Source organism: Marinococcus sp. LNHM4E3-1 (genome assembly GCF_056034405.1).
The window spans coordinates 34,082-48,645 of the sequence record NZ_JBQLID010000012.1; the positions used below are offsets into that span (position 1 = coordinate 34,082).

Annotated in this window: 16 protein-coding genes; all 16 read right to left on the bottom strand. The window is 51.4% G+C overall.

Features of this window, described 5'->3' with window-relative positions:
- Positions 1–32 precede the first annotated feature (32 nt).
- A complete protein-coding gene (gene hisIE, locus ACTRXI_RS12710; protein WP_322526898.1) occupies positions 33–662 on the bottom strand; it encodes a bifunctional phosphoribosyl-AMP cyclohydrolase/phosphoribosyl-ATP diphosphatase HisIE in 630 nt (209 codons plus the stop codon).
- Positions 659–1,417, bottom strand: a complete 759-nt coding sequence (gene hisF, locus ACTRXI_RS12715; RefSeq protein WP_474263057.1) for an imidazole glycerol phosphate synthase subunit HisF — start codon at positions 1,415–1,417, stop codon at positions 659–661. The genes hisIE and hisF overlap by 4 nt, the downstream gene beginning before the upstream one ends.
- Positions 1,417–2,148 carry a 1-(5-phosphoribosyl)-5-[(5-phosphoribosylamino)methylideneamino]imidazole-4-carboxamide isomerase gene (gene hisA, locus ACTRXI_RS12720; RefSeq protein ID WP_474263059.1) on the bottom strand — a complete coding sequence of 244 codons (732 nt, stop codon included), beginning with the start codon at positions 2,146–2,148 and terminating at the stop codon, positions 1,417–1,419. The genes hisF and hisA overlap by 1 nt, the downstream gene beginning before the upstream one ends.
- Positions 2,141–2,785, bottom strand: coding sequence for an imidazole glycerol phosphate synthase subunit HisH (gene hisH, locus ACTRXI_RS12725; protein WP_474263061.1), 645 nt, complete (start codon positions 2,783–2,785; stop codon positions 2,141–2,143). Before hisH ends, hisA begins: the two co-directional genes overlap by 8 nt.
- Positions 2,786–2,805: 20 nt before the next feature.
- Positions 2,806–3,396 (bottom strand): imidazoleglycerol-phosphate dehydratase HisB, encoded by a 591-nt coding sequence (gene hisB / locus ACTRXI_RS12730; RefSeq protein WP_474263063.1) that lies wholly within the window; start codon positions 3,394–3,396, stop codon positions 2,806–2,808.
- Position 3,397: 1 nt separating this feature from the next.
- Entirely contained in the window at positions 3,398–4,669 is a 1,272-nt protein-coding gene (gene hisD / locus ACTRXI_RS12735) for a histidinol dehydrogenase (protein ID WP_474263172.1), read from the bottom strand.
- Positions 4,669–5,310 (bottom strand): ATP phosphoribosyltransferase, encoded by a 642-nt coding sequence (gene hisG / locus ACTRXI_RS12740; protein ID WP_022793868.1) that lies wholly within the window; start codon positions 5,308–5,310, stop codon positions 4,669–4,671. The genes hisD and hisG overlap by 1 nt, the downstream gene beginning before the upstream one ends.
- On the bottom strand, positions 5,303–6,490 hold the full coding sequence (locus ACTRXI_RS12745; protein WP_474263065.1) for an ATP phosphoribosyltransferase regulatory subunit: 1,188 nt from the start codon (positions 6,488–6,490) through the stop codon (positions 5,303–5,305). The genes hisG and ACTRXI_RS12745 overlap by 8 nt, the downstream gene beginning before the upstream one ends.
- 199 nt (positions 6,491–6,689) lie before the next feature.
- Complete coding sequence (locus ACTRXI_RS12750; RefSeq protein ID WP_322526891.1) at positions 6,690–7,169, bottom strand: acyltransferase; 480 nt, start codon at positions 7,167–7,169, stop codon at positions 6,690–6,692.
- Positions 7,166–7,822 carry a pyrophosphatase PpaX gene (ppaX, locus tag ACTRXI_RS12755; RefSeq protein ID WP_474263067.1) on the bottom strand — a complete coding sequence of 219 codons (657 nt, stop codon included), beginning with the start codon at positions 7,820–7,822 and terminating at the stop codon, positions 7,166–7,168. Before ppaX ends, ACTRXI_RS12750 begins: the two co-directional genes overlap by 4 nt.
- A gap of 25 nt (positions 7,823–7,847) precedes the next feature.
- The gene (lgt, locus tag ACTRXI_RS12760) at positions 7,848–8,678 is read right to left on the bottom strand and encodes a prolipoprotein diacylglyceryl transferase (RefSeq protein ID WP_474263069.1); all 831 of its coding nucleotides are present in this window, start codon (positions 8,676–8,678) and stop codon (positions 7,848–7,850) included.
- 36 nt (positions 8,679–8,714) lie between these two features.
- Positions 8,715–9,650 (bottom strand): HPr(Ser) kinase/phosphatase, encoded by a 936-nt coding sequence (gene hprK, locus ACTRXI_RS12765; protein ID WP_462866298.1) that lies wholly within the window; start codon positions 9,648–9,650, stop codon positions 8,715–8,717.
- 204 nt (positions 9,651–9,854) lie between these two features.
- Complete coding sequence (locus ACTRXI_RS12770) at positions 9,855–10,217, bottom strand: phage holin family protein (protein WP_091613443.1); 363 nt, start codon at positions 10,215–10,217, stop codon at positions 9,855–9,857.
- On the bottom strand, positions 10,217–10,423 hold the full coding sequence (locus tag ACTRXI_RS12775) for a PspC domain-containing protein (RefSeq protein WP_091613446.1): 207 nt from the start codon (positions 10,421–10,423) through the stop codon (positions 10,217–10,219). Before ACTRXI_RS12775 ends, ACTRXI_RS12770 begins: the two co-directional genes overlap by 1 nt.
- 21 nt (positions 10,424–10,444) lie before the next feature.
- The gene (locus ACTRXI_RS12780) at positions 10,445–11,572 is read right to left on the bottom strand and encodes a DUF4097 family beta strand repeat-containing protein (RefSeq protein WP_474263071.1); all 1,128 of its coding nucleotides are present in this window, start codon (positions 11,570–11,572) and stop codon (positions 10,445–10,447) included.
- 106 nt (positions 11,573–11,678) lie between these two features.
- Positions 11,679–14,564, bottom strand: a complete 2,886-nt coding sequence (gene uvrA, locus ACTRXI_RS12785; protein WP_474263073.1) for an excinuclease ABC subunit UvrA — start codon at positions 14,562–14,564, stop codon at positions 11,679–11,681.

Below are 14,564 nucleotides of genomic sequence, written 5' to 3' on the forward strand. Positions count from 1 at the left end.
GGAGAGGACGGTTTTTTCTGCGGTCAGCCTTATTACGAACGATGTCTTTCTTCGAGAACCCGCAGCACATCATCAAGCGGAAGCTTCTGTTCCCGCAGCAGCACCAGCAGATGGTAAAGAAGATCAGCTGTTTCCCAGCTCAGTTCTTCGTGATCCCGGTTTTTGGAAGCAATAATAACTTCTCCGGCTTCTTCACCGACTTTTTTCAAAATTTTATCCACGCCCTCGGTAAACAAGTACGTTGTATAGGCGCCCTCCGGCATTTCTGCCTCGCGGGTAGCTATGACCTGCTCGAGTTCATTAATAATAGCGAATCGCCGGCCGTCGGCTGACTGCTTTTCCTCCGACAGCAGCGAACGGGAAAAACAGCTGTAGTCCCCTTTATGGCACGCAGGTCCTTCCGGCTCCACAAGCACATTTAACGCGTCACTGTCGCAGTCATAGCGGATGTCTGTCACCTGCTGTTTGTTTCCCGAGGTTTCTCCTTTATGCCAGAGCTCCTGGCGTGAGCGGCTGTAAAACCAGGTTTCTTTCGTATCGATTGTTTTCTGCAGCGATTCTTTGTTCATATAGGCAAGCGTCAGTACCTCTTTACTGACAGCATCCTGCACTATGGCCGGAATCAGGCCTGCTTCATCAAATGTTAGTTCGTCGACGTTCATCGTACTAAGACTCCTCTCTCCCGGATAAAAGCCTTCACTTCTTCAATCGATGTCTCTTTATAATGAAAGATTGAAGCAGCGAGTGCCGCATCCGCCCCTGATTTTTCAAATACATCCACAAAATGTTCTTTGGCTCCGGCGCCACCGGAGGCGATAACAGGCACGTCCACTGCTTCGCTGACCGTTCGTGTCAAAGCCTCATCAAAGCCAGTCTTGGCTCCGTCCTGATCCATACTTGTCAGAAGAATTTCGCCGGCTCCGCGGGCGGTGACTTCCCTCGCCCACTCGACGACTTCCCAGTCGGTCGGAGTACGGCCGCCGTGAGTATAAATTCTCCAGGAGCCGAGTGCCTCATCGTATTTTGCATCAACCGCCACAACAATACATTGGGAGCCAAAATAGGTAGACCCCTGAGTAATCAAATCAGGGTTTTTCACCGCAGCTGTATTGAGCGAAACCTTATCGGCCCCGGCACGGAGCATGTTACGCATATCATCGACCGAGCTGATGCCGCCGCCGACCGTAAAAGGAATCGCGATGCTTGCTGCTACCTGTTCCACGACATCTATCATCGTTTTCCGTCCTTCATGCGAAGCGGAAATATCAAGAAAGACAAGTTCGTCCGCCCACTGCTCATCATAAAATGCAGCGAGTTCCACCGGATCACCGGCATCCCGCAGCTCCACAAACTGTGTGCCTTTCACGACCCGCCCTTCTTTCACATCCAGACATGGAATAATCCGTTTCGTAAGCATTACTGTACCTCCTTCACGGCTTCTGCCACATCCACTTTGCCGGTATATATCGCTTTTCCGACAATGACACCTGCTATCCCTTTATCCCGCTTCTCCGCAAGATTCCGGACATCCTCCATCGTGCCGATTCCGCCGGAAGCAATAACATTTACGCCGGTCGCTTCTGCGAGCTGCTTTGTCGCCTCGACGTTCGGTCCAGTCATCGTCCCGTCGGTGGAAATGTCGGTGAATATAAATGTCTCCGCCCCGTGGGCTGCCATTTCCCGGCCAAGCTCAACGGCTGTTACCTCCGAGGTGTCGAGCCAGCCGTTGACGGCTACGTATCCGTCTCTGGCATCAAGACCGATAGCGATACGGCTGCCGTGCTTTTCGAGCATATCCCGGGCAAATTCCGGATACTGCAGGGCAACACTTCCAAGTATCACCCGGTCCACGCCGTTGGATAAGTAATAGTCCACATCCTCTTCGGTTCGGATGCCTCCGCCGACCTGGATACGGACATCAAGCTCCCGCGCGGCACGAACGACGTGGGCATGATTGATGCGTCGTTTTTCTTTTGCACCGTCAAGGTCGACCATATGAATCCAGGAAGCACCCGCCTGTGCAAATGAAGCAGCCATTTCAAACGGCGAATCCCCGTAAACGGTCTCCTGATTGTAATCGCCCTGAAAAAGACGGACACAGTTGCCGTCCCGGATATCGATGGCGGGGTATACAATAAAATCACTCATGAGCTCCGCTCCTTTCACGGACAATCGCCCCGAAATTTTTAAGCATGCCGATACCGACTGTGCTGCTTTTTTCCGGATGGAATTGCGTGCCCATGACTTCACCGCGGCCAACCACCGCCGGCACTGTTTCGCCGTAATCGCTTGTCGCAATTAAAACGTCCGGGTCGGCGGTTTCTATCACGTAGGAATGCACAAAGTACGCATGGCCTTCCTCCACATTTTTCAAAAGCGGATGGTCCGGCTGATGAAACTTGAGCGAGTTCCAGCCCATGTGCGGCACCTTCAGCCTTCTTCCCTGGCTGTCTTTTCCGGAAAAGCGGCGGGCATACCCCGGAAGAAACCCGAATCCTTCTGTTTCGCCGTGTTCGTCGCTGCCTTCAAACAACAGCTGCATTCCAAGGCAGATACCAAGCAGCGGCTTGCCATCAGCCGCCCAGTGTTCAATAAACTCAAACTGCCCGTTTTCCCGGATTAAATTCATGGCATCCCGAAAAGCACCGACACCCGGAAGAATCAAGCCATCCGCTTCCGCAAGCTCGTCTGTGTGCTCGGATACAAAATAAGGAATATCCAGTCGTTCCAGTGCTTTTTTTACACTGTACAGGTTGCCCATGCCGTAATCGATGATTCCTATCACAAGCGCTCCACTCCTTTTCTTTACAGCATTCCTTTGGTTGAAGGAACGCCTTTCACTCTTGGGTCCAGCTGGGTAGCTTCATCAAGAGCCCGTGCCATCGCTTTAAATACCGCTTCAATAATATGGTGAGTATTGTGTCCGTAATGGACGACTACGTGGAGGTTCATCCGGGCTTCCACCGCGAATTTCCACAAAAACTCATGGACGAGCTCGGTATCAAATGTTCCTACTTTTGCTGCCGGCAGCTCCGCCCGGAACTCCAGGTGCGGACGATTGCTTAAATCCACAATGACCTCTGCGAGCGCGTCGTCCATCGGAATTTTAGCATGACCGTAGCGGCGGATACCCTTTTTATCGCCGAGCGCCTGTCCGAAGGCTTCCCCGAGGCAGATGCCGATGTCCTCTGTTGTATGGTGGTCATCCACCTCCACATCCCCCTCAGCCTGTACATCAAGGGAGAAATGGCCATGCTTTTTAAACAGGTCGAGCATATGGCTCATAAAGGGCACATTCGTCTGTATGACCCCGTCCCCTTCGCCGTCGATGCCAAACTGCAGGCGGATGGACGTTTCACCCGTTTTTCGTTCGACGCTTCCTGTACGTTCTGCCATTCTACTTCTCCCCCTTCCGGATATCCACTGCGCGCGCGTGTGCTTCAAGGCCCTCAATCCGGGCAATCGCAGATATATATTCCCCATTTTCCTCGAGCGCTTCTTTACTGTAGGAAATCACGCTGGATCGTTTTACAAAATCATCGACACCGAGCGGACTCGAAAAGCGGGCCGTCCCGCTCGTCGGAAGCACGTGATTCGGGCCGGCAAAATAATCGCCGACCGCTTCGGCACTGTATGGCCCTAAAAAGACAGCCCCTGCATGACGAATGGAGCCGAGCAGGTTATCCGGCTGGGCGGTCATGATTTCCAGATGCTCCGGCGCAAGCCGGTTCACAGCTTCTACTGCCTCCGCCATCGTTTCCGTTAAGTAGATGGCTCCGTGTTTATCAAGCGATTCCTGCGCAATCTTTTTGCGAGGGAGATCTTCAAGCTGACGCTCAAGCTCTTCGGCCACTTTTTGCCCGAGCTCCTCCGAAGTGGTTACAAGCACAGCCGAGGCGAGCTCGTCGTGCTCCGCCTGGGAAAGCATGTCGGCTGCAATATAATCCGCCCGGGCTGTTTCATCAGCAAGCACGACAATTTCGCTTGGGCCGGCGATACTGTCAATCGCCACCTGGCCGAACACTTCGCGTTTAGCCAGCGCTACATAAATGTTACCTGGGCCGACGATTTTATCCACCTTCCGAATGCTTTCCGTGCCATACGCAAGCGCTGCTACCGCCTGCGCTCCTCCAATTTTCACGATATTTTTAATGCCAAGCTCATTGGCTGTGACGAGCACCATCGGATGAAGGCGCTGGTCCTCACCTGGAGGAGAGCACATCGTAATGCTTTTCACACCGGCAGCGATTGCCGGGATGGCATCCATCATAATGGTTGAAGGATATGCTGCCTTGCCGCCCGGTACATAAATACCGACGCGGTCGAACGGAATAATCCGCTGGCCGAGCATCGTCCCGTCTTCCTTTGTCACCATCCAGGACTGCCGGAGCTGGCGCTGATGAAAATCGCGGATGTTTTCAATCGCTTTACGGATCGCTTCGAGCTCTTTATCGTTCACCTGATCATACGCTTCATCTACTTCTTCCTGTTTTACAAACAGCTCATCGAGTGTCACGCGATCAAATATCTCAGTCAGCTCAATGAGTCCTTTGTCTCCATTTTCCCGCACCTTTTCGATAATGGAGTCGACCGATTCCCGCTGCTTTTCGGTCCCTCCTTCAATGGTGCGCTCAAGCGTTACTGATTTATCCAAAGGGGTCACATTCATCATACCTGCTCTTCCACTCCTATCACCTGGGCAACACGCTCCACAAGATCATCAATAACAGTATCCTTCAGACGATAGCTTACCGGATTGACGATCAGCCGGGACGTAATCGGCACAATTGTTTCAAGCTCTATTAAACCATTCTCCTTCAGTGTCTGGCCGGTGGAAACAATGTCTACAATACGGTCTGCCAGACCGACAAGCGGGGCGAGTTCGATCGAGCCATTTAATTTAATAATTTCCACCTGTTCACCCTGCTGCTTAAAGTACTGTGTCGCCAGGTTTGGGTACTTGGACGCCACCTTTGGATTTACATCGGATTTTTCATACTCTGGAAGCCCGGCTACTGCCAGGTAGCAGGCACTGATTTTCAGATCCAGCACTTCATACACGTCACGCTCTTCTTCAATCATCGTATCCTTGCCGGCGACCCCGATGTCTGCCACTCCGTGTTCAACATAGGTGGGCACATCCATCGGCTTTGCCAGGATAAAGCGCATATTTGCTTCCGGAGCGTCGACGATCAGCTTTCTGGATTCTTCAAACTCCGGAGGAATTGGGAAGCCGGCCTTACGGAGAAGCTGCACCGCTTCTTCGAAAATACGTCCCTTTGGCATCGCGATTGTCAGCCATTCATTCATGCGAAGCTCCCTCCTTCTTTTTTCCGATCATGGATACCACGTCTTCATAGGACTCGCTCAGCTGATCCACGTCCTCTACGCCGCGGATATCCTGAAGCACGACCCGTTTTCCGGTTTCGCGGAGTTTACGCGCCTGGTCCACCGCTTCCGGTCGGCGCTCCGGGCTGAACAAAATACATGTCTGGGAAGGCACAGCTCCGGTTAGTCCCAGGGCTTCGACGAGCAAATCAAGACGGAGACCGAATCCGACAGCCTGGGCCGGACGGTTAAACTGCTGCAGCAATTCATCATAGCGACCGCCGCTTCCAAGCGGCACGCCCAGGTTGTTGCCGTAGCTTTCGAATACGATGCCAGTATAGTAGCTCATATGCATAAATAAGTTAAAGTCGAGCTTAATGTAATCAGACAGCTCGTAGTGTTCAAGCACCGTTTTAAGCTCCTGCAGCTCTTCGACTGCTTCCTTTGCCGCCGGCGTCTGAACCAGATTTAAAGCTTCGTCCAGCGTCCGCCAGTCGCCCCGCAGGCGCAGCAGGCTGTTCAGCTTTTTCTTATCCAGGGAGGAAAGCGGTAGATTTTCCACATGCTGGCGGTAGCCAACATAATTTTTTTCGTATAAAAACCTGCGCAGGTCATCAGCGCGTTCATCATTTCCGAGCACCTCTTCAAGCAGCGCATTCACGTACCCGACATGCCCGACGGTAATTTGAAACGTGGTCAGCCCGGTTTTTCGCAGAGCTTCGATCATAAGGGAAACGACCTCTCCGTTCGCACTCGAAGTGCCGTCTCCAATCAATTCCACACCAAGCTGTTCAAATTCTGCCGGCCGTCCGGCCTCAAGCTGCTGCGCGCGAAAAACGTTAGTATGATAAGCCAAACGGATCGGAAAGTGCTGGTTCTGCAGACCGGAAGCTGTCACCCGGGCGATAGGCGCAGTCATATCCGGGCGCAGCACCAGCGTCCGCCCCTGCTGGTCGAGCAGTTTAAACAGCTGATGATCAAGAATCGCCGAAGCGCTCCCGACCGTATCGTAATATTCCAGGGTGGGCGTTTCGACGGGCAGATACCCCCAGCTTTCCCATTCATCGTTAATGACCCGTTGTACGTTCCGTTTTGTCTGAAAATATCCCGGAAGCGCATCGCGCATTCCGAGCGGCTTTTCAAACATAAAAAGCTTACTCATACTCTCTCTCCTTTTCTTTTCACGGTGCTTTAGTTCGCTAATGTACTAACAAAATAAAGAATAACCATAGTTTACACATCTTTTTTTACACCGTCAATTTTCCATTTCCGCTTTCATTGTAACAATATTTGCTGCCCTGTCAGCCTTTCCCGCCTCCAGGAAAACGAAAAGCCGGCTCCTTTGAAAGCCGGCTTGAAGCCTACGTTCTTATCCGCATCGGACTGCCGCCGGCAAAGGCCCGTGCCGGCACGTCTTTATGCACAACCGTTCCTGCTGCCACCACAGCCCGGTCTCCAATCGTCACCCCGGGCAGAATAGTCACATTGGCACCGATCATGACCTCGTTTCCGATTACAATGTCGCCAAGGCGGTATTCATCAATTAAATGCTCGTGTGTTAAAAGCGTCGACTGATAGCCGATAATGGAATTGCTGCCAATATGGATTTTCTCGGGAAACATGAGGTCCGGCATGACCTTGTACGCAAGCGCCGTTTTTTCACCTATTTCCATTCCAAGCAGCTGCCGGTAGATCCATCTTTTCACAGATACAAAAGGTACAACCCGGGAAGCTTCAATAACAGCTGTATTTCTGAATGCCTTCAAAAATGGAACCGTCCGGTACATCTGCCACAGAGCATTGGTATTATTGCCCGGGAAATAACGATCTGTTTTTCTCATTCTTTTGTTTCTCCAACAATAGCGAGCAGATCGCTCATCCGGGTGAGCATCCAGTCCGGTTCATAATTTTTCAGAAACGATGCACCTTTGATGGTCCATTCCACTCCCGCTGTGTGCACCCCGGCATTTTTCCCTGCCAGAATATCGAACTGGCTGTCCCCAATCATAATGGTCTCCTCCGGGCGGGCATTCAGCTGTGTCATCGCTTTTTGCAGCGGTTCCGGGTGCGGCTTGGGGTTTTCCACATCATCCACCGTAATGAACGTAGAGAAAAAAGGAAGCAGCCCGAGCATATTGGCTCCTTTAACCGCAGCTTCCTTCCGCTTCGTTGTCACAATGCCAAGAGAAAAGCCGCGCTCGTACAGCATTTTGATAGTGTCGTATACTCCGTCGTATTCCCGGACGAGCGTTTCATGGTTCGCCAAGTTATGGGATTGATACGTATCAATCATCTGTTCCACCTGGCTCGGATTGCTGCTGATGCTTGAAAAATTATCCGCCAGCGGCACCCCGATCCAGCTGATGATGTCATCTCTGCTGTATTGGTCAGGAGCGTAGTATGTCAGCACATGTTCATATGAAGAAATGATCAAATCATTTGTATCAATCAGCGTGCCGTCTAAATCAAACAGCAGTGTATTCCATCTGGTCATGATGCTTCCCCTTTCGCTTTTATCCTTATATGCCGGGACCGTCTTTACTTAAGTATCTTGCTTTTGCAAGGCCGGCCTGCCTGCGGTATAAAATCAGACTCACGGCTGCTACTATCAACAGCACCGAAATTAACTGCGCCACCCGGATCGTATCAAATAGCATTAAGCTGTCGGTCCTCATCCCTTCGATAAAAAAGCGTCCGAAGGAATACCAGATAACATATGTTAAAAACAGCTCCCCGCGGCGTAGGTTAACCCGGCGCAGCCCTAAAAGCAGTAAAAATCCCGCGATATTCCAAAGCGATTCGTACAAGAACGTAGGATTATAGTAAGCTCCCTCAATATACATCTGATTAATAATAAATTCCGGCAGCTGCAGCCCCTCCAAAAACGAACGGCTCACTTCACCGCCGTGGGCTTCCTGGTTGATAAAGTTGCCCCAGCGGCCGATCGCCTGCCCTAAAATAATACTCGGCGCGGCAATATCAGCCAGCTTCCAGAAAGAGACGCGTTTGATTTTCGAGAAGACGATGCCCGTAAGCACGGCGCCGATCAATCCGCCGTGTATCGCAAGACCGCCTTCCCATACGGCCAGAATACTGCCTGGATTCTGAACATAGTAATCCCACTCAAAAATCACGTAATACAACCGGGCGCAGATAATCGAAATCGGTATGGCAAAAATGAGCAGATCCGCGAAAATATCTTCCGGGAGCCCACGTTTTTTTGCTTCGTAGGAAGCTAAAATGTACCCAAGCAGAGCGCCCAGGCCAATGAGAATCCCGTACCAGTAAATAGGCACAGACCCGACTTCAAAGGCAACCCGGTCGATCGGCTGTATCGATGAATAAATCATATCCCCTGCCACTCCTGACTGCTAAATGTGTAATCGTTAAAACTCTTCTTTATCACCGTCGTCAATCATCTGTTTTAACCGGTCCGAAAACTGCTGGGCCGTGTTCACGCCCATCCGTTTCAGCCGGAAGTTCATCGCCGCTACTTCAATAATAACAGCGAGGTTCCGTCCCGGCCGCACCGGAACAGTCAGCTTCTGAATCTCGGTATCGAGCACCTGAAGCGTCTCTTCATCAAGACCGAGCCGGTCGTACGCTTTTTGTTCATCCCAAAGCTCAAGATGAATCGTCAGCGAGATGCGCTTATACGGACGGACGGCGCCTGCCCCAAACAGCGTCATCACATCAATAATGCCAAGGCCACGGATTTCAAGCAGGTTCTGGATCAACTCGGGCGCCGTACCGACAAGCGTATCGCCGTTCTGCTGACGGATTTCGACAGAATCATCCGCTACAAGCCGATGACCCCGGCGCACAATATCGAGCGCCGTTTCGCTTTTTCCGACACCGCTTGCCCCGGTAATCAGCACGCCGATGCCGTAAATGTCCACCAGAACACCGTGCATGGCTGTGGATTTGGCAAGTTTGGTGTCGAGATAGTTCGTCAGTTGGCTGATCAGCTGTGTGCTTGGCAAATGTGAGCGCATGATCGGCACCCCGGTCTTTTCCGCATTTTCAATCAGCTCCGGCGGAGCCACCAGTCCCCGAGAGATGACAATGCCCGGAGTATCGTATGTACACAGCTTTTCCATGCGTTCCTGCTTTTCTTCGTCCTGAAGCTGTTGAAAAAAAGAAAGCTCTGTGCGCCCGAGCAGCTGCAGCCGCCGGGCCGGATAATATGTAAAAAAACCAGCCATCTCTATTCCCGGACGGGAAATATCGCTCGTGGTTATCGCCCGGTACAGCCCTTCTTCCCCGGCAAGAAGCTCTAATTGAAACCGCTCCTTTAAATCCGTTGCTGTCACTTTTGCCATCGTGCTGCCTCCCTCAAAAATCGCTCTGTTATATCATGAATACGTTTGCTTTCTCTACTTCGTACGTTGTTATTGTAGCACGTTTTCAAAAGAAGATGGAACCTGCTCCGGAGGATTTCAGTTTCACTGCTGCACGAAAAAGACCCGCCAGCAGGCGGGCCATTTTTAACTTATTATAATTTTTTCCCGGTTTCCGGAATACCGTCACGTTTTTCTTCCGCTCAGCGGGTTCACGAAAAGATTGTACATCAGCATATTCAAAACAGCGATCACTACAGCAGCAAGAAAAGCCATGCCAAAGCCGGACATGTTAAAGGCTTCTCCCATTACCGCTGATGTAAGCATCAGCATCAGCGCATTGATCACAAAAATAAACAGGCCGAATGTAACAACAGAAAGCGGGAGAGTGAAAAAAATCAAAAGCGGGCGAATCACGAGATTGATCAGCGTCAACACCAAACCGGCTGCAATAGCTGCCCCAAAGCCGTCAATAGTAAAGCCGGGGAAAAACCCGGCTACTACCATTAATGCAATAGTGTTAACAATAAAAGGTACTAAACAGCCCATTAGGAGACGGCATCCTCTTCATCAGGGAGCAGCACGGCTAATACGAGATAAATCAGAAGTACCCAGGAGGTGACGGGTAAAATAACCAGCACCACACTGATAATCCGTATTAAGGAGGAATCCCAGCCGAGGTAATCTGCCAATCCGCCGCATACGCCTGTCAATTTCCGATCTTCACGGGATTTATACAACTTCTTTTTTGCCAACCTGATCACCCTTTCAGTTTTTTATTCATGATCCTGCACGGTTATGGCACCAGTTTTTGCCGAAGCCTCCAGTCTAAGCGTTGGAGTCGAATCCGGATTGGATACAAACTGATAATACTTTTGCATGAATTCGCTTTTTTCTTCTTTCACTTCGATGTTGTCGAGCAGGCACTTGTAGTTCCCGACGTTTGTGCGGAGTACGCCCTCCGTCCGGATATCCCGCGGCGTAATCACCTTGATGCTCCCCGTTGTAGTGGAAAGAAGCGCCCGGCTCCTCTCACTCAGGGACGTGTATTGGGCCGTAATCGCCCCGTTCAGCGCCTCTGCTTCAATATCTGAAAGCGATCCGTCGTACTGAATCGAACCGTTCCATGTTTTGACGTCGGCGCTGCCGATTTTACCTTCTTTCAGCTCCACTGACCCGTTGGCTGTCTCCACTGCCAGATAGCCGGCAGAAGCATGCAGCACTGTAATTGCCCCGTTGCTTGCTTTGACGTACAGATTATCTGTCTGAACTCCGTCGATCCGGATGTCTCCGTTAAACGTTGATACATCCATTTTGTCCATCGATTTTTCCGGCACATAAACGACCGCCTGGACTTTATAGTTGCCGGACCTTGAAGCAAAGCGGATCTTCCCGCTCCGGGAGTCAAAATCAGTTCCTTCGATGAACTCACGGCGGGCTGCGTCTTCACTTTCCTCGGTATAGGCTTTTACCTGGCAGGCAACACGGATGGTGCTGCCCTCCCACTTCTGACAGATAAGGCTTCCGTTTTGAATAAACATATCGAGCGAGCGAATGTCACTCTCATCATGTTCAAACGTATGCTGGAAGTCTACGGCTGGGCCGAAATTAAAGTCGAGGTCAAACCGTTTGACGCGGTCAAGCGCATGATCAAAAAAGCCGGAGAGCATCGCAAACGGGTCGTCCTTGCTTTTTCTTTTCTGGCTGCCGGCTGCTTTCTTATCTGTCCGGTAGGCGCCGCTTCTCCGGGATTCGGAGGAGCCGCCTTCCCCTTGTTCCTTGCTGTCTGCCTGGGGACCGGACGATGCGCCTGATCCTTTGGCCCGGAGCAGTCGTTCTCCTTCTTCAAGAGAAATAATACCGTCTTCCATCATTTTCAGTATTCGCTGACGTTCTTCATCCATTTCATGTTCCTCCTTAGGTAATATATCAGAACCGGTACATGGACTTTTTAGCCTTCTGCTTCCTATTACATACGAAGAACAGTGGTATCCGTTTCAGTCGATTCTTCTATGATGAAGGGGTATGGGCAGCCTGCTCCGATGCTTCCCATTGCCTGGCCATGCGCTCCCGCTCTCTTTCAAGTACGGGCTTTAAATAATAACCTGTATAGGAAGCCTTTGACTCCGCTACTTTTTCCGGCGTGCCGGTAGCCACAATTTTGCCTCCGCCTGCTCCGCCTTCCGGACCGAGATCAATGATGTGATCCACTGTTTTAATGACGTCGAGATTGTGCTCGATGATTAAAACAGTATCGCCATTATCCACGAGCCGCTGGAGCACCTTCAGGAGCCGGTCGATATCATCCACATGGAGACCGGTCGTCGGCTCGTCGAGGATATAAAGGGATTTGCCCGTGGAACGGCGGTGCAGCTGGGAAGCAAGCTTTACACGCTGGGCTTCCCCGCCTGAAAGTGTCGTTGCCTGCTGTCCTAGTTTTATATACCCTAAACCAACGTCATATAACGTTTGGATTTTGCGCCGGATTTTTGGAATATTTTCAAAGAAGTCCACTGCTTCTTCCACAGTCATTTCAAGTACATCAGCAATGTTTTTGCCTTTGTATTTGATTTCGAGCGTTTCACGGTTGTAGCGCTGACCGCCGCACTCTTCACAGGTGACATAAATATCCGGAAGAAAATGCATTTCTATTTTGATAATACCGTCGCCTTTACACGCTTCACAGCGTCCGCCCCGGACGTTGAAGCTGAAGCGTCCCTTCTGGTAGCCGCGGATTTTCGCTTCATTGGTCATCGCGAATACCTCGCGGATATTATCAAATACCCCCGTGTAGGTCGCAGGGTTTGAACGCGGCGTCCGGCCGATCGGCGACTGATCGATATCAATCACTTTTTCAAGCTGATCGATACCTTCCACGCTTTTGTGTGCTCCCGGCTTCTGTTTACCGCGGTGAAGCTTCTGCGAAAGCACCTTGTATAAAATATCGTTGATCAGCGTACTTTTTCCGGAGCCTGAGACACCGGTAATCGCACTCAGCAGGCCAAGCGGAATATCCGCATTCGTACGCTTCAAATTGTTTTCGACCGCTCCTTTTACCTTCAGCCAGCGGTCGGAGGGCTTACGCCGTTCTCCCGGAAGCGGAATAAATCGTTTTCCCGCTAAATACTGACCGGTCAGGGAGGCGTCGTTTTCCTTCAATTCCTCCGGTGTGCCCTCTGCGATAATGTGACCGCCGTGGCGGCCGGCCCCGGGTCCGATGTCAATGATATGGTCGGCAGCAAGCATGGTGTCCTCGTCATGTTCAACGACAATCAGCGTGTTTCCAAGATCTCGCATGTTCTGCAGCGTCTGTATCAGCCGGTTGTTGTCCCGCTGGTGAAGGCCGATCGACGGCTCGTCGAGAACGTAGAGGACACCCATCAGCGCCGAACCGATCTGGGTAGCCAGCCGGATGCGCTGCGCTTCGCCGCCTGACAGCGTGCCAGCAGAACGGCTCAGGGTTAAATAATCGAGACCAACATTAATGAGAAAGCCGAGCCGTTCATTGATTTCACGCAGAATCAAACGGGCGATCTCCATTTCTTTTTCCGTTAGATCGATGTTTTCGACATACGTATACGCCTGCTGTATGGAAAGGTCCGTCAGCTCTCCGACGTGAATATTTCCAAGCAGCACAGAACGCGCCTCAAGGCTCAGGCGGTGGCCTTTACACGTCGGGCACTGCTTGTTGCTCATATACTGCTGCATCTGCTCACGGGTGAAATCCGATCCGCTCTCACGATAGCGGCGGGAAACGTTGTTGAGCACCCCTTCAAAATAAATCTGGCGCTCCCGGACCTGGCCGCGTTCATTTTTATGACGGAAGGTTATTTTCTGCTGGCCGTTGCCTTCGAGCAGTATTTCCTTATGCTCTGCCGAAAGATCTTTAAATGGCGTGTCCATATCAATATTAAAGTGATCGCAGGCCGAGCGGAGCAGCTGCGGGTAATACTGGGAGCTGATCGGCTCCCATACAGCGATGGCATGCTCCCGGAGCGTCCGGTCCGGATCCGGAACTACAAGGTCGCTGTCCACTTCGAGCTTGCTGCCAAGACCGTCACATGTCGGGCAGGCGCCGTATGGACTGTTAAAGGAAAACATTCTCGGCTCGAGCTCTCCGATCGAAAATCCGCATTCCGGGCAGGAGTGATGCTGGTTAAACCGCATTTCCTTTTCACCGACAACATCAATCAGCACCTTCCCCTCCCCGAGTTCGAGGGCCGTTTCCAATGAGTCTGCGAGCCTGGACTCCACCCCGTCTTTAATGACAACGCGGTCCACCACGGCTTCAATATCGTGCTTTTTATTTTTTTCGAGCTTGATTTCTTCTCCGACGTCGCGCATTTCTCCGTCCACACGAATACGCACCAGCCCTTTTTGCTTCAGCTGATCCATCACCTTCACATGCTCTCCCTTTCTGCCCGCAATAACCGGAGCGAGAATCTGCATTTTCGTCCGTTCGGCATAAGCCATCATCTGATCGACCATCTGGGAAATGGTCTGGGAGGTGATCGGCACATGGTGGTACGGACAGTAAGGCGTACCAACCCGCGCAAATAAAAGCCGCAGGTAGTCATAAATTTCCGTCACAGTGCCGACTGTGGAGCGCGGGTTCTTGCTCGTCGTTTTCTGGTCAATCGATATTGCCGGGGACAGTCCTTCAATGGAATCAACGTCCGGCTTTTCCATCTGCCCTAAAAACTGGCGGGCATATGCGGACAACGATTCGACATACCGGCGCTGCCCTTCAGCATAGATTGTATCGAAGGCAAGCGAAGATTTCCCGGAGCCGGATAATCCAGTCATGACGACCAGCTGGTCCCTCGGAATTGTCACGTCAATATCTTTTAAATTGTGGGACCTCGCCCCCTGAATCTTAATGTTATCTGCTGCCAT